Annotated in this window: 26 protein-coding genes and 3 pseudogenes; 13 read left to right on the top strand and 16 right to left on the bottom strand. The window is 55.4% G+C overall.

Annotation, left to right across the window (positions count from 1 at the left end):
* Nucleotides 1-30: 30 nt before the first annotated feature.
* The 9 genes and pseudogenes from BJF91_RS03625 to BJF91_RS03600 all read right to left on the bottom strand — a co-directional run bounded on the left by BJF91_RS03625 (nucleotide 31) and on the right by BJF91_RS03600 (nucleotide 6,653).
* Nucleotides 31-783, bottom strand: a complete 753-nt coding sequence (locus BJF91_RS03625) for an IclR family transcriptional regulator (protein WP_075613133.1) — start codon at nucleotides 781-783, stop codon at nucleotides 31-33.
* 238 nt (nucleotides 784-1,021) lie between these two features.
* On the bottom strand, nucleotides 1,022-2,662 hold the full coding sequence (locus BJF91_RS03620) for a bifunctional 3-(3-hydroxy-phenyl)propionate/3-hydroxycinnamic acid hydroxylase (protein WP_083943107.1): 1,641 nt from the start codon (nucleotides 2,660-2,662) through the stop codon (nucleotides 1,022-1,024).
* Nucleotides 2,663-2,770: 108 nt separating this feature from the next.
* Entirely contained in the window at nucleotides 2,771-3,610 is an 840-nt protein-coding gene (locus BJF91_RS03615) for a VOC family protein (protein ID WP_075613132.1), read from the bottom strand.
* A gap of 276 nt (nucleotides 3,611-3,886) precedes the next feature.
* Nucleotides 3,887-4,060 (bottom strand): hypothetical protein, encoded by a 174-nt coding sequence (locus BJF91_RS24960; protein ID WP_162843829.1) that lies wholly within the window; start codon nucleotides 4,058-4,060, stop codon nucleotides 3,887-3,889.
* 402 nt (nucleotides 4,061-4,462) lie between these two features.
* Nucleotides 4,463-4,720, bottom strand: a complete 258-nt coding sequence (locus BJF91_RS25545) for a hypothetical protein (RefSeq protein WP_210289097.1) — start codon at nucleotides 4,718-4,720, stop codon at nucleotides 4,463-4,465.
* Nucleotide 4,721: 1 nt separating this feature from the next.
* Nucleotides 4,722-4,790, bottom strand: a pseudogene (locus BJF91_RS25540) (hypothetical protein); the annotation flags it as partial.
* A gap of 17 nt (nucleotides 4,791-4,807) precedes the next feature.
* Complete coding sequence (locus BJF91_RS03610; protein WP_075613131.1) at nucleotides 4,808-5,227, bottom strand: hypothetical protein; 420 nt, start codon at nucleotides 5,225-5,227, stop codon at nucleotides 4,808-4,810.
* Nucleotides 5,228-5,972: 745 nt separating this feature from the next.
* Nucleotides 5,973-6,269 (bottom strand): annotated as a pseudogene (locus tag BJF91_RS03605) (DDE-type integrase/transposase/recombinase); the annotation flags it as partial.
* A gap of 12 nt (nucleotides 6,270-6,281) precedes the next feature.
* Nucleotides 6,282-6,653, bottom strand: coding sequence for a sugar-binding transcriptional regulator (locus BJF91_RS03600; protein WP_075613130.1), 372 nt, complete (start codon nucleotides 6,651-6,653; stop codon nucleotides 6,282-6,284).
* 413 nt (nucleotides 6,654-7,066) lie between these two features.
* Here BJF91_RS03600 and BJF91_RS03595 point away from each other — a divergent pair, with 413 nt between their 5' ends.
* Nucleotides 7,067-7,834: an SDR family NAD(P)-dependent oxidoreductase gene (locus tag BJF91_RS03595; protein WP_075613129.1), complete on the top strand. Its 768-nt coding sequence runs from the start codon at nucleotides 7,067-7,069 to the stop codon at nucleotides 7,832-7,834.
* 47 nt (nucleotides 7,835-7,881) lie between these two features.
* Here the strand turns inward: BJF91_RS03595 and BJF91_RS03590 are convergent, their stop codons facing one another.
* Entirely contained in the window at nucleotides 7,882-9,063 is a 1,182-nt protein-coding gene (locus tag BJF91_RS03590) for a MalY/PatB family protein (protein ID WP_075613128.1), read from the bottom strand.
* A gap of 121 nt (nucleotides 9,064-9,184) precedes the next feature.
* Between BJF91_RS03590 and gcvA the strand changes: the two genes are divergently transcribed.
* From gcvA to BJF91_RS03560, 6 genes are all read left to right on the top strand, one after another.
* Nucleotides 9,185-10,141: a transcriptional regulator GcvA gene (gene gcvA, locus BJF91_RS03585; RefSeq protein WP_234801535.1), complete on the top strand. Its 957-nt coding sequence runs from the start codon at nucleotides 9,185-9,187 to the stop codon at nucleotides 10,139-10,141.
* A gap of 401 nt (nucleotides 10,142-10,542) precedes the next feature.
* Nucleotides 10,543-10,695, top strand: coding sequence for a hypothetical protein (locus tag BJF91_RS25165; RefSeq protein WP_208610932.1), 153 nt, complete (start codon nucleotides 10,543-10,545; stop codon nucleotides 10,693-10,695).
* 25 nt (nucleotides 10,696-10,720) lie between these two features.
* On the top strand, nucleotides 10,721-11,068 hold the full coding sequence (locus BJF91_RS03575; protein WP_407639856.1) for a carboxymuconolactone decarboxylase family protein: 348 nt from the start codon (nucleotides 10,721-10,723) through the stop codon (nucleotides 11,066-11,068).
* Between the two features lie 56 nt (nucleotides 11,069-11,124).
* The gene (locus BJF91_RS03570) at nucleotides 11,125-11,805 is read left to right on the top strand and encodes a cupin domain-containing protein (RefSeq protein ID WP_075613127.1); all 681 of its coding nucleotides are present in this window, start codon (nucleotides 11,125-11,127) and stop codon (nucleotides 11,803-11,805) included.
* Nucleotides 11,802-12,914 carry a flavin monoamine oxidase family protein gene (locus tag BJF91_RS03565; protein ID WP_075613126.1) on the top strand — a complete coding sequence of 371 codons (1,113 nt, stop codon included), beginning with the start codon at nucleotides 11,802-11,804 and terminating at the stop codon, nucleotides 12,912-12,914. Before BJF91_RS03570 ends, BJF91_RS03565 begins: the two co-directional genes overlap by 4 nt.
* A 14-nt stretch (nucleotides 12,915-12,928) precedes the next feature.
* Nucleotides 12,929-13,669, top strand: coding sequence for an SDR family oxidoreductase (locus tag BJF91_RS03560; RefSeq protein ID WP_075613125.1), 741 nt, complete (start codon nucleotides 12,929-12,931; stop codon nucleotides 13,667-13,669).
* A 112-nt stretch (nucleotides 13,670-13,781) separates the two neighbouring features.
* Here BJF91_RS03560 and BJF91_RS24710 read toward each other — a convergent pair whose 3' ends face one another.
* From BJF91_RS24710 to BJF91_RS03540, 5 genes and pseudogenes are all read right to left on the bottom strand, one after another.
* Nucleotides 13,782-14,249: a hypothetical protein gene (locus BJF91_RS24710; RefSeq protein ID WP_139310574.1), complete on the bottom strand. Its 468-nt coding sequence runs from the start codon at nucleotides 14,247-14,249 to the stop codon at nucleotides 13,782-13,784.
* 70 nt (nucleotides 14,250-14,319) lie between these two features.
* Entirely contained in the window at nucleotides 14,320-14,829 is a 510-nt protein-coding gene (locus BJF91_RS03555; RefSeq protein WP_075613124.1) for an Hsp20/alpha crystallin family protein, read from the bottom strand.
* A gap of 185 nt (nucleotides 14,830-15,014) precedes the next feature.
* Nucleotides 15,015-15,104: pseudogene (locus BJF91_RS25255) on the bottom strand (Hsp20 family protein); the annotation flags it as partial.
* Between the two features lie 454 nt (nucleotides 15,105-15,558).
* On the bottom strand, nucleotides 15,559-16,881 hold the full coding sequence (locus BJF91_RS03545) for an ATP-binding protein (protein WP_075613123.1): 1,323 nt from the start codon (nucleotides 16,879-16,881) through the stop codon (nucleotides 15,559-15,561).
* Entirely contained in the window at nucleotides 16,874-17,599 is a 726-nt protein-coding gene (locus tag BJF91_RS03540; protein ID WP_234801534.1) for a response regulator transcription factor, read from the bottom strand. Before BJF91_RS03540 ends, BJF91_RS03545 begins: the two co-directional genes overlap by 8 nt.
* A gap of 244 nt (nucleotides 17,600-17,843) precedes the next feature.
* On the opposite strand from BJF91_RS03540, the gene BJF91_RS03535 reads away from it, so the two are divergent.
* The 4 genes from BJF91_RS03535 to BJF91_RS03520 all read left to right on the top strand — a co-directional run bounded on the left by BJF91_RS03535 (nucleotide 17,844) and on the right by BJF91_RS03520 (nucleotide 23,803).
* On the top strand, nucleotides 17,844-18,920 hold the full coding sequence (locus BJF91_RS03535; protein ID WP_075613121.1) for an efflux RND transporter periplasmic adaptor subunit: 1,077 nt from the start codon (nucleotides 17,844-17,846) through the stop codon (nucleotides 18,918-18,920).
* On the top strand, nucleotides 18,917-22,018 hold the full coding sequence (locus BJF91_RS03530; RefSeq protein WP_075613120.1) for an efflux RND transporter permease subunit: 3,102 nt from the start codon (nucleotides 18,917-18,919) through the stop codon (nucleotides 22,016-22,018). The genes BJF91_RS03535 and BJF91_RS03530 overlap by 4 nt, the downstream gene beginning before the upstream one ends.
* A gap of 77 nt (nucleotides 22,019-22,095) precedes the next feature.
* A complete protein-coding gene (locus tag BJF91_RS03525) occupies nucleotides 22,096-22,968 on the top strand; it encodes a DUF3313 domain-containing protein (RefSeq protein WP_075613119.1) in 873 nt (290 codons plus the stop codon).
* Nucleotides 22,969-23,395: 427 nt separating this feature from the next.
* Nucleotides 23,396-23,803 carry a GNAT family N-acetyltransferase gene (locus tag BJF91_RS03520; RefSeq protein WP_075613118.1) on the top strand — a complete coding sequence of 136 codons (408 nt, stop codon included), beginning with the start codon at nucleotides 23,396-23,398 and terminating at the stop codon, nucleotides 23,801-23,803.
* Nucleotides 23,804-24,060: 257 nt separating this feature from the next.
* On the opposite strand, the gene BJF91_RS03515 is transcribed toward BJF91_RS03520, so the two are convergent.
* Nucleotides 24,061-24,909, bottom strand: a complete 849-nt coding sequence (locus BJF91_RS03515; RefSeq protein WP_075613397.1) for a LysR substrate-binding domain-containing protein — start codon at nucleotides 24,907-24,909, stop codon at nucleotides 24,061-24,063.
* A 205-nt stretch (nucleotides 24,910-25,114) separates the two neighbouring features.
* Here BJF91_RS03515 and BJF91_RS03510 point away from each other — a divergent pair, with 205 nt between their 5' ends.
* Together BJF91_RS03510 and BJF91_RS03505 are read left to right on the top strand one after the other, a co-directional pair.
* Nucleotides 25,115-25,723 carry a LysE family translocator gene (locus BJF91_RS03510; RefSeq protein WP_075613117.1) on the top strand — a complete coding sequence of 203 codons (609 nt, stop codon included), beginning with the start codon at nucleotides 25,115-25,117 and terminating at the stop codon, nucleotides 25,721-25,723.
* Between the two features lie 61 nt (nucleotides 25,724-25,784).
* A partial coding sequence (locus tag BJF91_RS03505) for an alpha/beta fold hydrolase (RefSeq protein ID WP_139310573.1) occupies nucleotides 25,785-26,215 on the top strand: 431 nt, incomplete at its 3' end.

The raw sequence follows: 26,215 nt of genomic DNA, 5'->3' as shown, positions 1-26,215 counted from the left end.
ATGTCTGCGACGCTTTTGAAATCAAGCGATTCAGTTCGCCAGACCGGTAGGATCGGCACGCAGCTTTTGCGCCAGCAGATCGGCTGCGGGCATCAGGGTCATCAGCAAGCGGCGTTCAATGGCTCCGCTGCTGGCTTGCCCCTTGATGATGAGGCTCATGCTGGCGTTGATGGCAACCTCTGGACAGGAGATCGCAACTGAAATGCCGACAAGGCCGGAATCGACCTCGCCTCGAGTGATGGCATAACCCTGACGACGAATGGCGGTCAGGGCAGCAATATTATCCTGCTGCAGCGCATGGTCTTCAGCCGACGCGCTGAGAATCTTGTTAAGACGGGCGCGTGGCAGTTGGGCAAGAATGGCCTTGGAAGTTGCACCACGCATCATCGGCATCGGACGGCCGCGCTCGTAACTTGTTTCGATATGCGCTCCGGGGGACCGGGCTTCGGCAACGCAGATGACTTGGCCGCGATAAAGCCGCGCAATGATGGCGACACCAGCAATCTCGGATTTTTGCAGTACATCGGCAAGGATTGGTTCGCCTTCCCGGATCAGTGGATCGCATATTCTCAAACGTCGGTCGAATTCGATAAAGGCGGCTCCCAGTCGATAATGAGCCTCCAACGATGGGTCTAGAAAACCTTGCCCGACCAATTCGCGCACCGTGCGATAAACGGTGCTAGCGGGGACATCCACGGCTACCGCCATTTCCTGAATTGTCCAATGCGGCTTGCGCTCGTCGAAAAGCCGCAAGATTTCGACAAACCGTTCAAGTCCAGCCATTCATGCCTCAGATATTCGCTTCAATAACGGTTTGAAGGGTTGGAGAACACCAACGCGATCTGCGTTTACGATCATCCAAAGCTTGCTATTCAACGAACAAATTAGAAAGTGTCCGTTGAACCCGCTGGATTATTCCTCCTAAAGCATTTTCCACAAAACGGAAATAATGAAAACACTGCCACAGGCGCTTACGGTTGAAATGAGAACGGCCGAGTCAAAGTTGTGATGTCCGCTCGGCTCATGAGGCATTCGCGAATGACGCCTCGGCCAATTGCTCGGGGAACGGCGCGAGGGCAGCAGCTTTGTCGATCAACTCTCCGATCCGCGTGACGGGAACGGCTGCGGCAATATAGCGATCCCGCCGTAAAAGCAGGGCATGACCAAGATAGGGTCGCATCTGTTCGGTGCTGAACAGCCGGCTGCTATCGCGATAGACAGGAATGTCTCCGTCGATCGGGTTCATCCATTCCGGCGTCAGGCCAATCACATGCAAGCCGGCATCCGTAAGAGCCTCCACCTCTGATTTGGCAAGGGCGCGGTCGGGGAATTCATCGAAGATGACAACTGTTGGCCGATCTGGCAGGATTTCATCCAACAGCACCCGGTTGCGGCTTGTGTCTTCCACAACAGGTTGCGGGACAAGGCGACCTACCATGGTCTCCTTCTCCGAGCGTCCGTCCGGCCAGAGCAGCCCCTTGCGGAATCTTGGCTTCGGCTTGTAACGCATCTGGGCGAAATAATCGCGGGCAGGGGCGTAGAGGCCAAGAGCACGAAACGCGAGACGGGTGAGCGACGCCGTGAGATGATTGGTGGGCATCATGACCTGCCCCATCTTCAGCGCCAGTTCGATCATTTCCCAGGCATGCGGCCGACGTTCGATTTCATAGCTCTCAAGCAGATCCTCAGGCACGGTGTCGCCCTTGACGGCTTCGGCCAGTTTCCAGGCCAGATTGTGTGCGTCGCGCAGTCCACTGTTCATGCCCTGTCCTGCAAATGGCGGCGTGAGATGGGCAGCGTCGCCCGCAAGCAGAATGCGACCATCCCGCCAGCGATCCGCAAGCCTGGCGTGAAATGTATAGACCCTGACGCGCTTGAATTCGCAATTCCGATCGGGACCAACGCGGGCGAGCAGATCTCGCACAAAGGTTTCATCCGTCACGGCCTTGTCGTCTTCGCCGGCATGTAGCATGAACTCATACCGGCGAATGTTGTTGGGGCCGGGCAGGGAAATGCAGGGACGCGCGGGATCGCAATGAACCTGGGTGTGGCGGAAGCGATTTTCTGTCCTTACCAGATCGACAATCAGCCACCGTTCCGCAAAGGTCGAGCCAACCAGGGAAATACCGAGCTTGCTTCGGGTCGGCGAGCGCCCACCATCGGCTGCCGCCATATAACCTGCGGTGACGGTGCGGCCTGCGCCCGATGCATTGGCCAACTCCACCTGAACGCCGCGGTCGTCCTGAGAAAATGACTGCATGTCCCAGCCAAACAGCTGGATCACATTGGGGAAGCGAGAAAGGCCATCGCGCAGCAATGCTTCAAGCTCCGGCTGCTGAAAGGCGTTGCGCTTATCGAAACCATAATCACGCGAGGTTGGCTCAACCGTCAGAAAAAGGTCACCGTCCGGGGACAGGTAGCGTGAGCCATAGCCGCGCGCCACAATTTTCTCCACGGCCTTGTCCAGGCCAATTGCCTGAATAGTGCGCATCGATTCGTCGTCGATGGACACGGCTCTAGGCTCCTGCACTGTCGTAACATTCCGCTCGATAAGCGCGACCGAAACTCCCATGCCGCCCAGGAGATTGGCCAGCGTAAGACCCGTGGGTCCAGCGCCGACGATGGCTATATCGACCTGCAGGACGGGTGCGACGGCGTTCATGGGGTTCTCCTCAACTTGATTTGACTTCCTTTTCAGTGGCGATCGCGGTGCTCCCTTCACCGCAACCGTTCACCGCACGCCACACGGTGGGCGGCGCGCGCCGCAACATTACGAGCGCAGGATCGCTTCGCCCCATTTATTGAGTGTGCGCGGATGCTGCGGCCAATCAACCGTGTCACGGTCGTAGATCACTTCCAGTTCCGCAGAAATTTCAATCCAGTTTCCATCGGGGTCAGTGATGAAGATGAAGATGTTGTTGCCGGGACCATGACGGCCAGGGCCCCAGGTCAGCTGGATGTCGTGGGCGGCGAGATGGTCGCACCAGTCGCGGATATAAGTCCATTCACCGGCTTCATAGGAGTGGTGGTCAACGCCGACACGGCCGGGCGTATAGAAGCAGGCAATGGTGTGATGCTCGTGGTTGGAGGTGGTAAATGCTGTCGCCAACCGTCCGTCTTCATGCAAAACCAGGTCCGTCAGCTGAAAGCCCAGCTTGCCGACGTAGAAATCGACGAAAGCTTGGACATTCTCTGAGGCATAGGTCAGATGCTGCGTCGGGCCTTGGATTCCGTTCAAGCCCGGTTTGTCAGCTTTGGCGACACCAAAGCAGACCAGCCGACCATCGGGATCACGCACGCCAAATGCACCGCCTTCGAAATAGGGCGAGGGACTCGGCAGGATTTCTATTCCTTCTGCCTCGACCCGAGCGCGCAAAAGAGCAAGCCCTTCGGCATTGCGGCAAGCAAGACCCGAATAGGCCAACGTCTTGTCAGTGCCAGCAACAGCGATAAAGCGGCGCTTCGGGCCTTCACAACGCCATTCGTCTCCAACCTGCGTCAACTCCATATCCATGGCATTGGAATAATAGCGCGCAAGGCGCTCCGGATTGGAGCTTTCGAAAGCAATGTGATGAAGATAAGCGCCAGCCCGAACAGCAGTGTCAGTCATTGGGTCCTCCCTAATGTTGTGCAACTAAATTATCGTTTTTTGATAATTTTGCAAGACAAGGAGGTGCATTATTTTCATAAATTTGGTTAGGATACGACTGAGTGATGTATTTGCAGCATGCAAAATTAGTTTGAAATCAAATGTGGAATGGCCGGTTAGCATGTGACTTTTAGCGTGAAGCGACCGTAGGTCGGTGCAATCATATGTCCGGCGCTATCAGCGCGGTCACTGACTGCTGGCCACGATGATATCCGCGTGCGGATCGCTTAATCACTGTCACGCGCGGATCGTGCCGATGTTCTGGGTCTCGTGGGTGGGATCAGCAATGGCGAGCGCGACTTTCGCGCCGATGGCCGAGAGCGGCTTACCGGTTTCGTGCTCGCCCGCCTTGACTGGCGGTGCCACCGACAGGCCGCTGGTCCCGATCGAGCCGTCAAGATTGGCGCGCAATTTCTACCTTTTGTTTGGTAGATAATTTCATCTCAGCGCAGCATTCCCAATATTATGTTTACAGTTTCGATCTTTAAATTTGAAATCTGCTATCTCGTCGTAGCTTTTCTAGCAATTCAGTCCACACTTTTCGAATCTTGGAAAAAAAGTTCAGCTTGAGCTGCGACGCTTGCTTTTATCACTGCTCTCGAGAAGATAAAAAGTCTTTAGGATTTAAGGGCTCGGCATCTATGAATGTCATAGCGCCTTCTTCCATTGATCGATATACTTCTTCCTTGATGTGAATATCGTTTTCAACAAATTGCGCGGCGACTCTTTCTGCTAAATATTCAAAAGTAACGCTGTTTATTGCTAAAATTTAAGCATCTGATATAATTATAATTCCTGCCACTGTTGCATCACTTAAATGTTAACACTTTTATTGCGTATTTTTAGGAATATTCCTAATTGTTTTCTCAAGTAGGGCTTTATTATTTTCTGAAAGGAACCTCGAGGCAATGGTACAAAATCAGCTGCATTTGCGTGATCTTCAAGCTGTTTTATGAATCTTACGGTGTTTTGCTCAAAAAATTGATTCGTTTTTTCAGCTTCCTTTAGAGTGTTTGGCGTCAGCATGAAGTCGACAGTTTTTGCCGCTGTACGGCCCCGAAATGAATACATAATCGCCGGATGTCCCCTCCGTTGCTCTCTCGAGAGCTCCGCCCACGTAATATTCAAGCTTCGCTGCAGATCCGACCTCACCGGACTTTAATTTCCAACGGCTTTATCAATGGTATTGCGTCGATCAAAATCATCAAGATCAACGGCCCGATGCGCAATAAATGTTGTCGACCCTGGTTCACCTGCTGCATCAAAGGTTTGACCCTCAAGGCGGGCAAGGTCGTCCGCAGCGCCTGCGGCGTCGGCTCTGTGGGTCGCGAAACGGACGCCGCCCTCGACGGTGGTGACCATGACGACACCGGCATAAGCCTGATAGGTCTCGGCGTCACTTTCCGACATGCCGGTTCCCACAAGCGCTAGGACGAGCGCGCTCTTGGCGTCTTTGTCAGTGATGATCTGGCTTACATCGCTGTAAAGATGATTGGCGCTCGCGGCACCGCCGATTACCAGGATAGCGCATGTCCCAGCCGAGAACGTGTTGCAAGCTGCGGCTCCTGCAATGACCAATACGTCGCCTGATGTGACAGGCTGGCCGGGACCTATAGTTTCTCAGACCAACGATAGGATCTAGGAATTGCGATATCTCCAATTATTTCCTTGTTAAAGTGCGATTTGAGGTGTTCTCGTGTGAGAAATCCTATAATCCCTTTTTTCAAAATAATCAGACATAGTAGCTAGATATCCCATGCATGCATTGTAGTCTGGATAGTGACTTACAGTATGTCTTACCTAACCTAGAATACTTACCACGACGGCGCCGTCTAAAAATGGGCGGTTTCTTGGCAATATCAAATTTTCATGTTTAAAAACCATCCACACCCTATTGTATTTTAGGAACTCACACATGAATATTTATTCGCTATTTACATCAGAAATGTATTCACGCCACATCTCTATTGCGGCATTATTTGCAGCCAGGAATCACTGTTAAATTCGGATTTAGTTCGAATATAGCGCCTAACTGTGGATCAACAAATTGAATATTTCCGCCCCCATTAACTCCTAAAATCGAATGCTCCACGCCATTTTTTGAGGAATGATTATAACCGCTACAGATCCCTCTCCCTCGCGAGCAAGCCTGGGGAGACAGCGTCAGCGGTCGTCTCTGAGGCGAAGCCAAATGGCGCGGACGTGTGTTGGAAGTGCGGTTTGGCAGGACCTCCTCTGCATCAAAGGTTTGACTCTCCAGGCGGGCCAGATCGTCCGCAGCGCCTGCGGCGGCTGCTCTGTTGATCGTGAACCGGACGCCGCCCTCCACTGTCTGTCGGCTCTGCATCGACCAGCCGATGACCCGGCGGGAATAAAGATCCATCATTACCGCGATATAGGCGAAGCCTTGGTTGGTTCAGATGTAGGTGATATCAGTGACCCAGGCCTTGTTCGGGGTCGCGACGTCGAATTGCCGATCCAGCGTGTTGTCGATGACAATGGAAGGCCTGCCGCCGTAAATTCCAGGACGAAGTTTGTATCCGATCTGAGCCTTTATCCCGGCGATCCGCGTCAGGCGGGCAACCCGGTTGGGGCAGGATGTCTCGCCGTGGTCGAGCAGCTTGTGGTAACCTTAGGCAATGTTCGCCCCCAGGAGATTACCGAGCAATTGCCCGTCTATCAGTGTTTCCTCAAGATAGTCGGCAGCAAGTATCCCGAGCGGCTCGAACAGCTCGCTTGAATGAAGATCGGGTCCATCGAGGACCAGCGCTGCTTTCAGCCCATATTTCAGCCGCAGCTTTTCCGCCAGTTCTGTATTCATATCCCCCTGGTCATTGATTTCGATCTTGACGATCCCATCCGTGAGAGCTGTATCCAACAGCCTCGCCACCTTGAATCGCGAAATCCCGAATTCGTCTGCAATCTGGGATTTCGTTTTTTGTTCGACGTAGAAGCGGCGGGCAACGAGCGAGGCCTGGAGCTTCTGTAGTGGACGCCTTGTCATCTGAGAGCACCTCTGCTCATCTTGTAGTTTTGAAATGCAGTGACAGATCGTGGTCGACTCGGCGACGGCGAACCAATGGTGGCCACGCCGCCAGCACGCCCAGGGGCTTGATCCATCGTCGTTACGACGGCGCTACTGCCCCGGCGAATGCGACACTTCTTGTTTGAAGTGAAGCGGGTATTCCGCTGATCATTTTTTCAAATGACCAGCACTAAGCGCCCAGGCGCGATAAAGGTTTTCTTCGTCGTATGCGAAGAAGTTCTCGTTTGCGACGGTCGCCTTGACGCCTCACATCTAAGCCCAGCGCGGCTTCGAACTTCAAAGTCGCCGAAGCCACGCGATAGTTTATCTTCCAATCTCTGTATCAAGCGTTGTTTGTATAGATCTTGGGGAACTCAACAAGGAAATCCGATATGCGCTTTGCAGACAAAGTCGTTGCCATCACGGGCGGTGGTTCCGGGATAGGGAAAGAAACAGCCGCCCGCTTCGTTGCCGAAGGCGCGAAAGTAGCCATCAATGGTAGGGATGCAGGTAAACTGGAGGCGACAGCGCGAGAAATAGACCCTTCCGGTCAGAAGGTCATCATTTCTGCTGGCGACATTTCTGATCCGGCGGTCGGCGCTGCCCTTGTGGACGCGGCCATAGCAAAATTCGGAAAACTCGACGTTCTCGTCAATAATGCGGGTGTCTTCAACCCTAAACCCTTTCTCGAGCTGACCGAGAAGGACTATGACTGGTACCTCGATACGATCCTGAAGGGGAAGTTCTTCACCGCCCAGGCTGCCGCTAAAGCAATGAAGGAGAAAGGCGGCGCTATCGTTCAGACCGGCTCGATGTGGGCTATTCAGGCAATCGGTGCGACGCCTTCGGCAGCATATTCCGCCGCCAATGCGGGCGTTCATGCCATGGTCCGCAATCTCGCGATAGAGCTTGCGCCCTACAAAATCCGTATCAACGCCGTCGCTCCGGCGGTGGTCGAAACCCCTGTTTACAATACGTTTATGTCAGCCGAGCAGGTCAAGGAAGTGCTGCCGGGCTTTGATGCCTTCCACCCGTTGGGCCGTAACGGCCAGCCCCGCGATGTCGCAGAAGCGATCCTCTTTCTAGCTTCCGAGCATGCATCGTGGATCACGGGAACCGTCCTTCCCGTCGACGGCGGCGTGACCGCCGGTCGTCAGTAAACAGTAAGTGTGGCGCTCCCTGTCGGAGCGCCGCACCTGTCATGCGATTATCGTCGCAGCGCGACATACAGTCGTTCAATCGCCTCATCCACCAGGCTGCGCGGGCAGGCGAGATTAATGCGCATGAATCCTTCGCCACCGGGTCCGAACTTCGTTCCGGGGTCTAGCCAGAGCCGGGCCTGCCGCAGCAGAAAGTCGTGAAGCTCGTCGGTGGGCTTTGCAAGGTCGCGAAAATCGATCCAGGCAAGATAGAGCGCGTCGGCTGGTGTGGCGCGGATCGGCAAGTCAAGCGCTTGAATGCGAGATGCAAAGTGTAGTTGGTTTGCGCGGACATAGTCCAGCATTGCGTCGGCCCAGGGCTCGCAATGTTGATATGCCGCCTCGCAGGCGGCGACACCCATTGTATTCATGACAATTAAACCGTTCTTCTCGCATCGTGCGCGGAACTCCGCCCGCCGCCTTGCATTCGGGATGAAGACATTGGCGCATTGCAGGCCGGCTATATTGAACGTCTTGCTGGGTGCGGTGCATATGATCGCAATGTCGGCCGCCGCCTCGCTTACCATGGCAAACGGGACGTGACGCTTTTCCGGGTCCAAAATTAAATCCTCATGGATCTCGTCGGACAAAACAAGGATGCCGTGACGCTCGCATATGGCGGCCATGGCTTCCAGCTCTTCCCGTCCGAAGACCTTGCCCGTCGGGTTATGTGGGTTGCATAGAATAAAAAGTTTGGTTCCGGGCTTGATCGCCGCCTCGAATGCCACCGGGTCGAACCTGTATTGATCACCCTCGAGCGTTAAAGGCGCGTGGATGACCCGGCGCCCATTGACCATGACGTCGTGATGAATGTGAAAATAGACTGGCGACTGTACTAGAACAAAGTCCCCTGGCTGTGTGAATGCCTGAATCGTCGCGCTGAGGGCGCTGACGACCCCGGGCGTCTGCACGACCCACTCCGCCTTCGGCTGCCATCCGAACCGCCGAGTTTGCCAGTCAACGACCGCTTCGATACAGGAGGCCGGAATCTCGCCGTAGCCGAAGATACCGAACGCCACCTCTTCCTGCAGTGCGTCAAGGATTGGCTGTGCCACGCGGAAATCCATATCCGCGACCCACATTGGTAATGGATCGGCCTGACGCTGTTCGGCACTCAAGAAGGAGTTGTTCTGCGACCACTTCATGCAATTGGATCGGCGTCGATCAAAAATTTCGTCGAAATTGTACACTGTAGGTCTTTCATGGGTGGATGTGAAACTGGCCGTGCAAGCGATTGAAACGAGTTCCTCCCGGGCCAAAGCCGGGGCGGAGAAACCGCCATGATTGACAGGGGGGCGGAAATTAGCAAATGTGAAGATCTTCCTTCCCTTAAAAGAAAAACTTTATCTCATGCGATCACCTATTTATCTGAACGCGCTGCGCGCCTTCGAGGCAAGCGCCAGGCATGAGAGTTTTTCTGCTGCTGCGGAGGAGCTGAACGTAACGCCGGCGGCCGTTGGCCAACTCGTGCGCAGCCTTGAGGACTGGCTCGGCACGCCGCTGTTTCATCGCAGCGCCACCGGCAAGTCACGGCTCGTGGCAAACGAGACAGCGCTCAGAGCACTCCCTGATATCCGGTCTGGTCTCGACCGTTTAAGCATGGGGTTTGAGCGATTGAAGGAAGGCTCATCGAATGGGGTGCTGACTGTTACTGTCAGCCCGGCCTTTGCGGCGAAATGGCTGTTGCCCCGTATTGATCGATTTCAGATGAAGTGGCCGGATACCGATCTCCGCCTCGATACAAGCCTGAAACTGGTCGACTACATTGCTCAAGGTATCGACATCGGGGTCCGGTATGGAGCGGGGGACTGGCCCGGCCTCATGGCCGAGAAGCTCATGGATGAGGAAGTCTTTCCGGTTTGTTCCCCAAGGCTTCTGAAGGAGCACCCGATCGATAAACCTGCTGATCTCGTGGGGCAGACGCTCATTCACGATCTTTCTGTCGGTCCCCAAACCGGCTTCGCGACCTGGGAAAGTTGGTTGCAGAAGGCAGATGCATCTGAGGCTTCGAGCCAACGCGGTTTGCGGATAAACAACTCGGCCGGAGTGCTGCAAGCAGCTATAGACGGGCACGGCGTCGCACTGGCAAGAAGCATCATGGCGCGTGACGATCTCGCAGCAGGCAAACTCGTTCGCCTTTTTCCTCAGATTACCGTCGCATCCTCCCTGGCGTATTTCGTGGTTTACCGCCAGGAATGCGCGACGCTTCCTAAGCTCGCCGCCTTTCGCGACTGGCTTTTTGACGAGGCAACGGCGCAACAGGCCTAACGATAGCGTACACGCTGTTCCGTCCCTTCAGCCTCTGCCTGCTCAGTAAAGAATAACTTTACCGTCCTCCAAGATCTTCGCGTTTGCGAGCTGGCAATCTTTGCTCCATTTTCGTGCTCGAAAGATGACAATCAGCCGACCGATTGGCGCGGCGTGGCCGCTCCGTTTGCCTTGCTGCACGTCATCTTTCGCAAAATTGTCCTCGCCTTCGCTGACTGAATTTGAGCGAGCGACGCAAGCGTAACTGAAGGGATCAATTTTGGCTTATCTGCAAATTACACTGGAAATCACCGCGCCCAATCGGCCGGTCGCAGATGTCTACAAGCGTTTCAAGTCACCGTTCTTGAGACAAGCAAAGGCTCGAATTTAAAAAACTCCTGATCCGTGGCGAAGATGCACAGGTGCTGCATGGTTTCGACATGGTCGCGAAGGCTGAGGCTTATCTCGAACGTGAACTGTTAACCGACGATGTTGTTGTCGGCATAAAGCCTCTCAGGAATGCCGCCCCCGACATTCGCGTCTACGACGCGCGCTCTTTTCCGCCATTCAATTGATCACCGACCTCAAAGGAACGAATACATGTCCCACATGCAAGACTGGAATGCCTACCGCGATAATCTGCTTGGTCGCGTTGGCGATTTCGCAAAACTGAGCCCGGATGTTTTGCGCGGCCTTCACACAATCGAAAGCAGTGCCGTCAAGACGGGAAGACTCGAACCGAAGATCCACGAACTCATCGCGCTGGCGGTAGCGATTACTACGCGTTGTGACGGCTGTATTGCCGTTCATGCGAAGAAAGCCGTCGAGCTCGGCGCGTCTCAGGAAGAAATCGCCGAGGCGCTGGGTGTCGCGATCTCCCTCAACGCCGGGGCGGCTCTCACCTATACCGCACGCGTCTTCGACACGATCGCAGCCCTTCCAAAATAACTGGGTGTGGCCAGCTCCAGGCGAGCTGGCACCGCCTCTGCTTGAAGAGAAACACGATGCTGATAAATGCGGACTTTACACAGAGAGCAGAGCTCCTACCGGAGCAATATGAATGGGTCCCGTCGCCGCAGGGCGGTGTCGAACGCGTCATGCTCGACCGGATTGGTGCGGAGAAAGCAAGAGCTACCAGTATTGTGCGCTACGCGGAATCCTCCCGTTTTCCAGAGCATACGCATCCCGCCGGCGAAGAAATTCTAGTGCTTGAGGGTATCTTCTCGGAAGGCGAAACGGACTATCCTGCCGGCTGGTACATGCGAAACCCGCCGGGGTCTGAACATCAGCCGTCGAGCGGCCCAGGCGCCGCGATTTTCGTAAAGCTATGCCAGATGCCTTCCACGGAGGCAGACTTCGTGCGGGTCGATACCAACGATCCCACAAATTGGGTGGTCCAAGAGACACGCGAAATCTGCCCGCTCTTCGCCGGAAACGGTGAAGAAGTCATGCTGGTGCGGTTAGCAGCCGGCGAACGTTTGTTCGTTGAGCAGGCAGGCGGCGCCGAAATATTGGTAACCGACGGCAGCCTCAAGGAAGACACACGAACCTATGCCAAGGGCAGCTGGATCCGCCTGCCGCGAGGCGGCGGTGCCGCATTTGTCGTGAGCACCGCTGGCGCCACCATTTATTTGAAAACCGGGCATCTGCCGAACGCAGACACGGATCCGAGGCCGTTGCCATGACCGCCCACCAGGTAGCCATCGTCGGCGGTGGCCTTAGCGGGCTTTACGCAGCTTGGCTCCTTGAGCGCCAAGGCATCGACTACGCTCTTTTCGAGGCACGGACGCGGTTCGGCGGACGGATCATATCATTGCCGTCTGCGACCGATGAGGCACTGATCGGCGAGGAACGAATTGCCGGCCGCTTCGATCTTGGCCCGACATGGTTCTGGCCCGATATGCAGCCTGAACTGAGCCGCCTGCTCGGTGTGCTGGAACTGCCGGTTTCCCCGCAATTTGACACCGGCGACATGATGATCGAGCGGTCGATGCATAACAAGCCTGAGCGTATGCGCGGTTTTGCGTCGTCGCCACCGTCCATGAGAATCTCCGGCGGAATGGCTGCCTTGACCGATGCGCTGCGTCTGCGGCTGAGCCTTTCGAAGTTGGTCCTGGGCGAGACCGTGAAACAGATTTCCTTGGACTGCGAGTTGGTTGTACTGGAGACAGCGCAGAACACCTATCGTGCAGAACACGTTCTTCTTGCACTCCCGCCGCGGCTTGCCGCGGAAACCATCACATTTCAGCCGGCTCTTCCAGAACCTTTCGCCCGGTCTTGGCAGCAGACAGCGACGTGGATGGCGCCACATGCGAAGTATCTGGCGGTTTTTGAAAGGCCATTTTGGAGAGACGCGGGTCTCTCCGGTTCCGCACGAAGCGGGGTAGGACCCATGGCTGAAATTCACGATGCTTCCGACGAAAATGGGGACGCGGCTCTGTTTGGGTTCATCGGGGTTCCTGCAGACGCTCGCGAACAGCTTTCGACGCAGGACCTTAAACTTTATTGCCGAAATCAGCTCGTCCGCCTCTTCGGAGAGGCGGCAAGCGTCCCAAAGGCCGAATTCCTCAAGGACTGGGCGACCGACCCCTTAACCGCGACGCGCGCGGATCAAATCGGTTCCTCGCATCCGGTGGGAGCGCCACAACCAAGCCCCAAGTCCGGGCCGTGGCAGAACCGGGTGACCGGCATCGCCAGCGAATGGTCAGACGAATACCCCGGATATGTCGCGGGAGCCATCGACGCGGCTGCCAAGGGCGTAACCGCCCGCATTGCAATCCCGTTTCAACGCTAACAAGGAGTAAGATCATGAGACTCGAAGGTAAAACAGCACTGGTAACCGGAGCAACGAGTGGCATCGGTCTGGCGACTGCAAGGCTTCTCGCGAAGGAAGGTGCGCGTGTCGCGGTTACCGGTCGTGACAAAGCCCGGTTGAAGGAGGTTGAGGCCGAGTTGGGGCAGGGCGCTCTCGCGCTAAAGGTTGATGTGCGTTCGGCGGCCGACATGCAAGATATGAGCAGACGCATCCAGGCAGCATTCGACGGACTCGACATCTTCTTCGCAAATGCCGGCGTTGCGTTCGGAACGCCGCTCTCGGCCACTGATGAAGCACGTTACGATGAACTGATGGATACCAACGTCAAAGGCGTCTTCCTCTCCATGCAGGCGGTTTCACCAATCCTGCGGGAAGGTGCCTCGGTCATCCTGAGTACGTCCTGGCTGAACGAGGTTGGTACTCCCGGCCTTTCAATGCTGTCGGCATCGAAGGCCGCCGTCCGTTCACTGGCCCGGACTTGGTCGGCCGAATTGCTGGACCGCAAAATCCGCGTCAACGCCGTCAGCCCTGGCGCGATCGACACGCCAATTCACGGCCGTACCGTCACCGAAGAGGTGCAGGCGACAAAGGACCGTATTGCGGGGAATATTCCGCTGAAGCATTTGGGGCAGCCGGAAGATATCGCGCAAGCGGTCCTGTTCCTGGCAAGCGATGCATCCCGATACATGCTCGGTGCGGAACTCGTTGTCGATGGTGGTTTCGCACAGTTATGAAGTCTGGGACGTCAGCAGCTTACTGGCGCCCCATTCCTGAGGCGCGCGTTCCACGGCATTAGACAAATGGAATGGGCGCCGTGGCCTATACTTAGCCTCGCCCAACGGCGAGTCATGGCAGATAAACTTCAAGCGATGTCGTCCGCGCGCAGAGCACGTCGGATCGTTGACCACGTAGTACCCGCCTAACTAGGCCGCGACTTGGATGAAGCACAGGCCGCAGCCATTGGAATTGCAACCAACCCCAGGCGCGCGTCATCGGAGCCAGATAGGCCTTTGACCACCAAAGTTGTGTCAGAGCCAACATTCCGGGCCGATTGACATTAAGAGCGTCACCATGAACGGTCATCTCTACTTTGAGATTTTCAGCAATGACGCGCTCTTGATCGCGCCAAAAGTTCATCGCTGATAGGCTCCGATTGGCAGCACTTAGTCCCTTTATCTCACGAGTCTTCCTCTTGAGGTAATTGGGGAAGCCAAGACCGCGCAAAAGAAAGTTGGCTTCGGAGGTTGTTGTTTGAAGGTCGGAAACGGATGTCAGTGTCAAGATTTCAGGGTGTGTCTTTCTTGAAGTCTCCATGGTTCGCCCCTCCCTATTGGCAAGGATACTGGCGGCCGGCGAAGTCCGACCACCAGACAGGCCGGGTCAATCAGCTTTTGACAGCAATACGTTTGACCTGAGACTGCGCCTTCTCGGTCTTCGGCAAGGTCACGGTCAGGACGCCGTTCTTAAAGCGGGCATCGACCTGATCTTCCTTGACCTCGACACCGAGCGGGATGCGTCGCTCGAAACGACCGTAATATCGCTCGGAGAATTGACGATCCTTGTCTTCGGCCTCGGAGCGCTTTTCACCCTTAAGTGCCAGGACGCCGTCGTTGAGCAGGACCTCAATATCCTTCTCTTCAAGGCCTGGCACTTCGGCCGTCACCTTGATCTCCTTGTCGGTCTCGGAGATTTCGACACTCGGCCAACCGACGCCGAATGCGGTGCCGGTACCGAAGGCCGGCAGGCCGTAACCGGATCCGCGGAAGACGTCGTCGAACAGACGGTTCACCTCGCGATGCAGCAACATGAAAGGATCACGGTCATTGTCGCGCAGGACACTCGGAATCTGGTTGCCATTGTTGCGGCCCCAGGGAATCAGATCACGAACGCTCATAGTCTTCTCCTTTCCGTTGGTTTCAAAAGCAAAGCCTTTCCTGCGGCGCCAGACGATGTGTCCGGCGCCCTCTTTGCTGACTGTGCTGTTACTGATGGGCCTTAAGCTGCTTGCTTCTCGGCCGCGATCTGTTTGGTTTCGACCTTCGGCAGCGCCATGTCGGTCATAATCTAGATCTGGCGCGGCATCCGGCTTGCAGCTTCAAGCGCATTCAACATTCGATCGAAACCAATGCTCGACCGAAACAGGGGAGAAAAATCAAGGTTTGTCCTCATAGCCATATCCTCACAAGCAACATGGATACAAGGAGACGCCAAGAGAACATGGCGCCTCCTGGACTGCCTATTCCCATTGGGGAATCGAACAATAACGATATAATTCAGAGAGCTGGTGGTTCAAGAGTGTCAGATATCAGTAAAAGCGCACGTCCCTTTCAGCTGCTTCCGGTACACGTCTGACTAGCGGTTCGACTGACTGGCCCATTTCGCCGCGCTTAGGGACGACCGGACGTAAATACAGTTGCTAGCGCTGACTAGTTGCCCTCAAGCATAGGTGCTGCAAAGGCGGTTGGATACCTCACCACATTGATCCGGGTTTTCCGGAAAATTGAAATTCAAGCCTTGGATGATGAAATTGAATAGGTTCCGTCGGCTATGCGGAACGCATCGTGAGCCTTCTGCATTTGCTACAGCTTGGAGCGGAGTTCGTCTGATGTCCCAAAAGTACTATTCATTTTCTTGGTCTAGGGACATCCAGTCTCACTATAAGGCCGTGGGGGTGGTTGTCTTGCAATGTAAGGCTACCGCGGTGTGAATGGGCGATATCTGAGACAATCGACAGTCCAAGACCGAAACCAGGGCTATTGGTGCGGGATTGATCAGCCTTGAAGAAGGGCTCGAGTACCCGATGTTTCAAGTTCTCCGGAATTCCGGGACCGTCGTCTGACACGAGGATGGAGAAACCATTTTCACTGTTATTTAGCTCAATCGTTATTGTTGTTCCGAACTTCACCGCATTTTCGCAAAGATTGGTCACCGCACGAGTGATCGATAGTGGGCGACAGTTTGCGATGAGCTTGTTCGGTCCGTGGTACGTCACCTCGAACCCCACATCGGAAAAATCGCTGCAAACAGTTTGCAGAATGCTTGCAACGTCGACACGCTCCAGTCCTTCGGTCGCATAATCGTCGCGCAGATAGTTCAGGCTCTCAGCAAGCAAGCCGTCGATTTGATCAATGTCTATAAGCAACGCCTCCCGTAGAGCCTCGTCCTCCATGCGCTCCGTGCGGAGTCTGAGCCTGGTCAATGGAGTCCGGACATCGTGGCTGATACCCCGAAGCATGCGGGTTCGGCCTTCCACCATAAGATGAATGCGGTTGCGCATGCTATTGAGTGCGCGTGCAAGGGAGACGATCTCGATCGTACCGCGCTCCTCGAATATCTGAGAACTACTGTTGATGTCGGCCTCGATTGCGGCTTCCGATATCCTTTTGATCGGCTCGGTCACCGCCCTGATCGCGAAGATAAAGAAGAAGGCGATGAGTACGATGACCGCGATAAAATAATACGAACCCTGACTCAGGGATGAACTGGTGAGGATGGTGTCGGGGAAGCCAAAGAAGACGACCATCGTCTGAGCATCGACCCTTTCGGCAATGACACGCCGGCCGTCCAGGAACGCTCGCCAGCCACCAAGAGGCGGCTCCCCGTCTGGTGGAAACAGAAAGTCCACGACAGTTTCGGCAGCGCTCTGCATCTCAGGGGACGACTTGAATTTATCAACCAAGGATATGGGGGCCAGCGAGACATCCAGCCCCGCTCGCTGAGCATTCGCAAGAATGGATGCGCGCTCCGAGGGGGAGGCTTGCTTCATAAGAAGCGCGACGGTTTTGATCTGCTCTGCCGCATTCTCAAGATTTGGAATCGCATAATCACGTTTGGCAAAATTTTCCAAGGCCCGACCGGTGACGATCACGGTGATCAAAGCCAAAAGAATGATGACCATTATCTGGCCTCTAAGAGTGATCGGCCCCCTCAGAATATTTCTAGCCATCTGTCTCCTCCACGACGGCGGTGAAGATGTAGCCACCCAAGCGAACAGTCTTCAAAAGAACGGGATCTCGAGGATCGACCTCTAGCTTCTGCCTCAAGCGGCTGATGTGAACATCGATACTGCGCTCTATCGGGCCTGCTAAACCCGCATGGGTAACAGCCAGAAGCTGCTCCCTTGTGAGCACGCGGCCGGCATTTTGACAGAACGCCAGCAACAGATCGAACTCGTGGGTCGTCATCGCAATCCGAGCATGGCTGGGATCGTGAACCTGGCGCCGAATCGGGTCGACCCGCCATCCATCGAAGCGGAACAGCCGCTTTCGCGGGCTCTCCACCCGTGAGGAAGTCAACCTGGAGCGCCGAAGGAGACCCTTGATGCGAGCGATCAGTTCTCTGAGCACGAAAGGCTTGGTGACATAGTCGTCGGCGCCGATTTCCAATCCAACGACCCGATCAATATCGCTGCTGACAGAGGTCAGCATCAAGATCGGGATATCGCCGCTGCCGCGGAGCCGCCGACAGATGCTGAAGCCATCTTCACCTGGCAACATGACGTCCAGCACAATCAGGTCGAAGTCAAGCGCGCGCATCTTCGCATCCATGCCAATACCGTCGGCCGCGACTTCGACGAGCATTCCTTGCTCTCTGAGACTATCTCTTACGATATCCGCAATCTGCGCATCATCTTCTACAATCAGGATCTTCGGCTCATCTGACATTACTCGCCCACCGTTCTCCATCGGTTGGTTATCTCCCGAATTTTGAAGCTCCTCCTATCATAATCGAGCATCGCTAGGGGCGGCATAACATTAAGTTTTGTTGCAGGAATGATGAACAGACGCCGGGGCTGAAACAAAACTTAACATTAAGCAACACGTGACCAGCCAGTGGCGTGAGAGAGAACGGTGGTCCGATCTGCTGGCCTCTCGACCAAGAGGCGCGCCAGCCAACACTGGAGTGCTTATGGTTCACCCAACATTCGTCTGCCTCGCAGGTGCACTTGCGATTTTCTTAACTGGCTGCTCCGATGAAGATCCGTCCGATAATGCGCCACGCCCGATCAAGGGAGTAAAGGTAAAATCGGAGGTGCTCGGAGAGACCTTTAGCCAGACCGGCGAGATCCAGCCGCGGTATGAAACACCGATGAGCTTCAGGCTCGACGGATTGCTTGCCTTTCGCGTCGAAACAGGCACGACCGTGAAGAAGGGCGATGTCCTCGCAACAGTGGAAAAGACGCCATCCTTGATCAACGTCTCGTCTGCGTCCGCGCAAGTGGATGCCGCGAAATCGGATGTCGCGCTTGCAGATATGACTGCAGCGCGCAATTGGGAACTTCTCGCAAAGAATGCGGTGTCACGAGCACAGGTCCAGCAAAGCGACGCCAATCTCCGGTCGGCGAAAGCGAAGCTTGAGGTCGCCACGGCAGCGCTTGCAAGCGCAGAGCAGACCTTGTCCTATACGGATCTTAAGGCTGGCAGAGACGGCATCGTTTCAGCAGTGTCCGCCAACGTAGGTCAGGTCATCGCCACCGGACAAACGATCCTGACCCTTAGTTCGAACGACGAACTTGACGCGGTCTTTGACGTGCCCGAGCAAATGCTGAACGAAAAGCTGGATGACACTGAAGTCGAGGTCAGCCTGCTCTCCAACCCCGCCCTCGTCACCAAAGGAAGAGTGCGCGAGGTCACGCCGTCCGCCGACACTGCAACTCGAAGCTACCGCGTCAAGGTAGCACTAGAGGGCGCGGTGGATGGAGCCCCTTTTGGGGCTGCGGTCACCGGCAAGGTGATCCTTTCGCCCAAGCGGGTCTTCCGGGTACCGGCCTCAGCGCTGACCAGTCGGGGCAAGGACCAGGCCGTTTTCGTCTATGCACCTGAAACGAAGACGCTTCAGGCTCGCATCGTCAAGGTCGACCGATATGCCGACAACACCATGGTAATTTCCGGAGGCCTGAACGACGGCGATATCGTCGCGACAGCAGGGGTCACCAAGTTGCGCGACGGTGAAGCGGTTACTGTCGAAGAGGGCGAGCGTTCATGAGCGATCAAAAGCAGGATGACCGTGCCCGCTTCAATCTATCCAGGTGGGCCCTTGATCACCAGTCCGTCGTCATCTTCCTGATGCTTGCGACGCTGGTTGCTGGCTTCATGAGCTATGAGAGGCTTTCGCGAAATGAAGATCCACCCTTCACGATCAAAACCATGGTCGTCGGGGCACGTTGGCCGGGCGCCAGCGCCACGGACACGGTCAATTTCCTGACCGACAAGTTGGAGAAGAAGCTCTCCGAAACTCCGCATCTCGACTACACACAAAGCTACACGCGGCCTGGCCAGTCGGTGATCATGGTGAACCTTCGCGATGATACACCACCCGGCGACGTCGACGGCATTTGGTACACAGTTCGCAAGAAGATATCGGACATCGCCTCGACCTTGCCGGACGGTGTGCAGGGACCCTTTTTCGACGACGAGTTCGGCGACACCTTTGGCAGCATTTACGCGTTCCATGCGGAGGGTTTTAGCCAACGTGAGTTGCGTGACCAAGTCGAGGCGATCCGAGAGGAGGTTCTGTCTCTGCCCGATATCGGCAAGGTGAACATCCTTGGTGCCCAGGAAGAGCAGATCGTTGTTGAATTCTCTCCGGCCAAGCTTGCAAGCCTTGGAATCGATCCGTCCGCCGCCATCGAAGCCATGCGCGCGCAGAACGCCGTCAACCCCGTTGGAACTGTTCAAACCACCGAAGAAAAAATCTCCGTTCGCATCAGCGGCGCCTTTGGCTCTGAAAACGATCTGAAAGATTTGACCCTGAAGCTCGGCAGCCGGTACTTCAGGCTCGACTCGATTGCCAAGATTTCCCGACAGATCGTGGATCCGCCTGCACCATCGGTACGTGTCAACGGCAAGGACGTGATCGCTCTCGCCGTGTCAATGGCAAAGGATGGTAACCTTGTCGCCTTTGGCGAGGCCCTGAAGGCGCGCATGCACGCAATTTCCTCCAAGCTTCCTCACGGAATCGAGATGCTTCAGGTTGCCGACCAGTCGACGGTTGTCGAGGATGCTGTCGACGGCTTTACGAAAGTACTCATCGAAGCGATTGTCATCGTCCTTGCGGTTTCTTTCGTGTCATTGGGGATGAGAGCCGGGTTGGTTGTAACAGCCTCCATTCCTCTCGTCCTTGCATTGACGTTCCTGGGTATGGAACTGACGGGCATCGGGCTTCAACGCATTTCACTGGGCGCTTTGATCATCGCCTTAGGTCTTCTGGTCGACGACGCAATGATCACAGTCGAGAGCATGATTTCGTGCCTGGAAAAGGGAAAATCCCGTCTGGTCGCGGCCACCCACGCTTATGTGACCACCGCATTTCCCATGCTTACCGGCACTCTGGTCATGATCGCCGGGTTTATTCCCGTCGGCTTTGCTGCTTCTGGTGCAGGTGAATATACCTTCTCCCTCTTCATGGTGATCCTCATTGCCCTTTCGGCATCTTGGATCGTCGCGGTGCTATTTTCACCGATCCTCGGCACGTGGATGCTGCCCCGCAGCCTCGCCCGGGCGCACAAAGACAGAGGCATCATCATCTCCGCGTATCGTAAAATCCTCCATTGGAACCTCCAGAACCGCGGAGTGACGATCTTCTGTGCGGCCGCGGCGCTGCTCCTGTCTATGGCGGGCCTCGGCCGACTGAATGCGCAATTCTTTCCCGCCTCCGACAGGCCGGAGTTGCTGGTGAGCCTGACGCTCCCTCAAAACGCATCGCGCTTTGCGACAGATCTTCGGGCCCGCGAACTGGAAGCAATCCTAAGGGCCGATCACAACATCGATCATTTCACCACCTATGTGGGGTCCGGTTCCATTCGCTTCTACCTACCGATGGATCTTCAACTCGACAATGACAACATTACCGAAACCGTTGTGGTTGCCAAAAGCGTCGAGAAACGCGAGATCGTCCGTCGCAAGATTGAAGCCGTCCTCAATCAGCGGTTCTCGGATCTGGTCACGCGCGTTTCACCTCTCGAACTCGGGCCGCCTGTTGGCTGGCCGCTGAAGTTCCGGGTCTCTGGCCCTGACTACCAGGAGGTTCGTATGCTGGCAGCGAAAGTTTCGTCGATTATCGGAAAAAGTCCCGAAACTCGCGACGTCAATCTTACCGCCGGAGAGCCGCAAAAAAGCGTGTCAATCATGGTCAACCAGACCGAGGCGCGCGCCTTGGGTATGAGCTCTGAGTCCATCGCCAATGAGATCGCCTCGATCTTTTCAGGCTCAAAAGTAACAACGGCTCGGGATCGTGACAAGCTTGTCGACGTGGTGGTGAAAGGCATCGAAACCGACCGCACGTCTCTGTCAGCGATCGGCAACCTCGAGCTGAGAACCGGTGATGGAAAATACGTATCGATTCGCCAGGTTGCGACGATTGCTTACGGCATGGAAGATCCGATCATTTGGCGCCAGCAGGGGAAACCGATGATCATCGTCCAGGCTGACGTACAGAAAGGCGCACTAGCAGCGACAGTTGCAGAACAGGTCAATAAGGAATTCAACGGCTTGCGAGCGGGGCTTCCTACAGGATATTCCATCATTGCTGGAGGCATTACCGAAGAGGCGGAGAAGGGCAATTCTTCTATTTTCGCCGTCATTCCCGTGATGCTGTTCGTAATTGCAGTTCTCCTGATGGTCCAGCTGCAAAGCTTTTCCAGAATGGCATTAGCCCTACTGATGGCACCCTTCGGCCTCATAGGTGTCGTCGGGGCCATGTTGCCCACCGGCACGCCAATGGGCTTTGTCGCCCAGCTCGGCGTCATCGCTCTGTCCGGGATGATCATTCGCAACGCTGTCATTCTGATCCAGGAGATCGATCAGAACACCGAGCAGGGACAATCGATAAAGGACGCCATCACAGGCGCTGCAATCCATCGCGCCCGTCCAATCGTTCTGACGGCCTGTGCCGCAGTCCTTGGAATGATCCCGATCGCGTCTGAAATCTTTTGGGGACCTATGGCTTTCGCCATCATCGGCGGCCTGGCTGTTGCGACGGTGTTGACATTGACGCTCCTGCCCGCGGCCATGTCGTTGCTGTTAACCGCCGAAACCAGGCGACCGGTCCCCAAAAATTCGCTTCAACCCCTCGAACAGCTTTGAACGTCCATGCGAAGCGCGCCCAAGTGCCAGCCACCGGCGACGACAGTCGCGAGACAATCGATAAAAGGTAGATAGCTATGAACATTTTTCCTGCGGACTGCGAAGCTAAAACGAAAGCGAGCCCTTTACGCCGCAATGTGGCACTAAGAATTGCGCCACTTATCTTTGCCGTTGGTCTGGGCAGTTGCAGCTCAGTGCCTCTAACTGAAGCGGGATCCTTAAGATCCTACAGCAAGCTAGGTCCAGTCGAAGGACGCGTGAGCAAATCGCGCAGCTTTTTAGATACGTCTGCACTGGCTACCGCAACCTCCGTGGCCATCACACCCACCCGGTTGTCCCCTCTTGCCTATTCGCGGATACACGACGCGGGCAATGATAGGCTCGTTTCTAACGCTCTGGACCGCGCGTTGTGCGTTGACCTCAGTGATAAATTTCGGGTCGTTGGCCCGGGTGAACGTGCGGACATCACGGTGCAGGCTGTGATCACTGACATTGTGCCAACGAGCAAAACCGCTGCTGGCTTGTCTACAGTGGCAACTTTGGCGACATCCGTCGTTCTTCCTGTCGGTGTCCCGCGGCTCCCTGTTGGTCTTGGTGGTCTTGCAGTCGAAGCGGAGGCCATAGACGGAAGCGGGATACAACGGGCTGCTATCGTCTGGTCGCGTGGCGCGAACTCTATAACGAACGGAGCGCGCGTTTCTGAAGTCGGCGACGCCTACAGCCTTGCATCCTCATTTGCAGCACAGTTCTCGGACATGTTGGTGAAGAACCGTAAGCCATCAGGTCTTGATCTATCGCTGCCATCAGGACAGAAGCTGAAGTCCCAGTTGGGGGGCAAGCCAAAGAATGCTGCTTGCGAGGCCTTCGGACGAGCGCCGGGTATAGCGGGGGCGCTAGCAGGGGTCGTTGGGGCTCCACCGTCGTGGACCGATAAGGCATCCAAACGCTAAGCGTTTTATCTGAATCCGAAGCATGCTCAGCGCCGACGACATAGCGATGGCATTCGGCCGGGTGAACGCTCAAAAGAGAGAGGTGTCGGGCAAGAAAGGAGTGACAAGCTTGGTGGCTGGACAAGCGCCCCAGGCCAATCATTTTCCGGACCTTTCAGTCGATCTACCAGCGTGTTGAATATCAAACGGTATTTGGCGTTGCGCGCAGATCTTCATGAATGACAATCCAAAGATTGGCGTCCCACTCGAATTGGTTTGCAAGGACCCGGAGGAGGGGGCCTCCGCCTGATTGTTGGCTTGTCGCGCCAAAGTGACATCGAGTCTTGAACGTGCCAACGTGTTACACTCAAACCTTGAATGTCAGACCGGCTTGCGCTTGAGTACCTCGTCGAGGCAATGATGAGCTCCGGTCTATCTTGGAGCAAATATGAAAATAGATATTTTAGTCGATGATACGATTTTTGAAGGCGAAGTGGTGGAGATTTATAAAGCCAACAACTGGTCGTCCGCACACAAGCCAAAAGAATTGCTGGCTGCCCTTCAAAATTCGCACACGCTGATAACTGCGCGCTCCAATAACCGACTTCTCGGTCTAGCAAATTCCATTTCCGATGGGCACTTGGTAGTTTACTTTCCGCACCTGCTTGTACATCCTGACTACCATAGACTGGGGATTGGTCGTCAGTTGATGATGGCGATGCTAAAGAAATATGCTGACTTTCATCAAATAATGCTCACTGCGGACGGTAATTCCACGCAATTCTATGAGACCCTCGGCTTTTCCAAAGCTGGTAGCACTGTCCCCATGTGGATCTATGCTGGCAAAGATCATTGAGGAGCGACGGTCCGGTGCCTTCTACAAATAGGGAGCCACTGGAAGCGCCACTGGTTCAAGTCCAGTGGGGAACGCGAAGTATGGCGGCATGGACGTGTCCAACGTGGGCAAGCTAAGGCGCTTGAGGACGAGAATGCGAAGCCGAGGGCGATTGTCTCGGACAACGGCACGGACATGACCAGCATGGCCATCCTCAAGTGGTGCCAGGAAACAAAGGTCGAATGGCACTATATCGCCCCGGCCGAGTCCGACAGCCGTCAATGCGATAGATCGCGGTAAAGCGCTCCAAGCAAGGCTTCAACTGCCAGCCCCTCTGACAAAGGATTTTGAACAATCCCGATCTCCAAGTCATCGAGCTTTGGCAAACCTTCGCTTTCACCAATTATGCGAAGCGTGTCCGGTACGCTGCAAAGCGCCAAAGCGGCGACCGACAATCCGGTTTGAACGATTGTCACCAGCCCGAGCAGGCTTGGACTCGAGTAGGTGCACCGATAAGGCCGCTCACTCTCAGCCAGAGCCCGCAGAGTGTTGCCTCTCGCCATGCAGCTTTCAAACAGAGCGACAGGCAACGGATCGATCTCCCAGGCCATATGTGTGGGAGAAGCGACCCAAACCAGCCGCTCTCGTCTCAGTACCGCGATTTTCTGGTTCGTGACCCTGGTGACAATGGCGAGGTCAATCCGGTTCTCGTTGATCGCGAGGTTGAGCTTGTCCGTCGGTTCGCAAACTAGGTCGACGTCAATATGCGGATACTCGTTGGCAAAGCGTCTTAAAACCTGCGGTAATAGTGAGGCAGCATAGTCGTCCGGAACGCCGAGACGAACGCATCCCGCCTCCTCCTTTCCCGAGATACTGGTCAAGGCTTCGTCAGACAGCTTAAGCAGTCGACGTGCGTAAACGAGCAAATCACGTCCGACGGCATTGGGAATTACTGCCTTGGGTGTCCTCACCAGCAGCTGCTTGCCAACGCTTTGCTCAAGGCGTTGCATCTGCATGCTGACCGCCGATTGGGTGCGGCTGACTCGGGGTGCGGCATTGGTGAAGCTGCCGGTCTCCGCAACGGCGATGAAAGTGCGAAGAAGCTCAAGGTCAAGGATTTTTGTCATGGCTATCAGCATATCGAATAGCAACCAACAAATCTATTCGTTTGATTGCTGCCGCAGAGTTCGTAGAAGATAGGCGATCACATGAGTGTTTAATGCTGGCCCCAACCGACAGTCGATCACCGATAGCAGATCTGCCCTCCGGCATGCTGCTTAGCCAATCGGCCTGCCGTCGCGGGCTGCCTTCGAACTGGAACGAGGTTAGGTGATGACAGCGAGTTGGATCCTGTCCGTAATATTTTTCGCTGTCGCGTCATCGGGATCGCCGGGGCCGAACAATATGCTGTTGACAGCAACCGGCGCGAGCTACGGTTTTTCTCGGTCGCTGCCCCACATCCTGGGAACAGGCGTGGGCATCTGTCTTATCTTCCTCGGCCTCGCCTTTTTCGGAAGCCAGTTGCTGCAGAACGAAAGCTTCCGGAACGTGTTGAAATGGGCAGGTGTGCTCTACCTCGCATGGCTCGCTGTCAAAATCGCAACGGGCCGTCCTCAAGTGTCTGCAAGTGCTAAAACCAGCGGCAGACCGCTGAACTTTGTCCAGGCGGTATTTTTTCAGGCTCTCAATCCTAAGGTCTGGTTGGGCGGGGCGAGCGGTATCCTATCCTATGCCGCAGTTTCCAATGGATGGAGCGCTTTGGAAATGAGTGTTGCCTTCGCGATAATTTTTGCGACGGTGAGTATGCCTTGCGGTGCGAGCTGGGCACTGATGGGTGCGTCGGCGCGATACGTGCTACGATCAACTCGGGCGCTCAGAATTTTCAACGTTGTGATGGCGCTGCTGCTGCTAGCTTCTCTGATCCCCGTGGTCCTCAGTTGAAGCCTGAAATTGAAGTCAAAGCACCCACGGCGCTCTGCCAGAGCGTGGACAGGACTTTCCAATGAACATTCTTTTGATCTCGGGCTTCATGGCTTCCAATTCTCTCTGGGATGATGTCGTTTCTGATTTCGCCTCAATCGGGGCCGTCACGTATGCTGATCTCAGTGAAGGAAATTCGATTTCCGAGATGGCCGCGAAGGCCTTGATCAGCGCCCCTGACAAGTTTGTCGCGGTCGGGTTCTCGATGGGTGGCTATATCGCAAGAGAAATGGCCAGGATGGCTTCCCATCGCACCTCAGGGCTTGTGCTTATAGCGACTTCGGCTCGCTCTGACACACCGGAACAAGCCGCCGCCAAAGCGATGGCGGTGAACCAGCTTCAGGTTTCCCAATTCGCCGGCTTGAGCCGGACTGTCAATCGGCGCGGAAAGTTAACCCCCTATCGGCGTCCAATATTGACCCCCATGTTGACGATCAGCACCTGGGTCGCCCG

This window comes from Gillisella taibaishanensis, from assembly GCF_001938985.1.
GTDB classification, from domain to species: Bacteria; Pseudomonadota; Alphaproteobacteria; order Rhizobiales; family Rhizobiaceae; genus Allorhizobium; species Allorhizobium taibaishanense.
The sequence above is the reverse complement of the archived record's forward strand: the minus strand, read 5'-3'. Positions and strand labels throughout refer to the sequence as shown.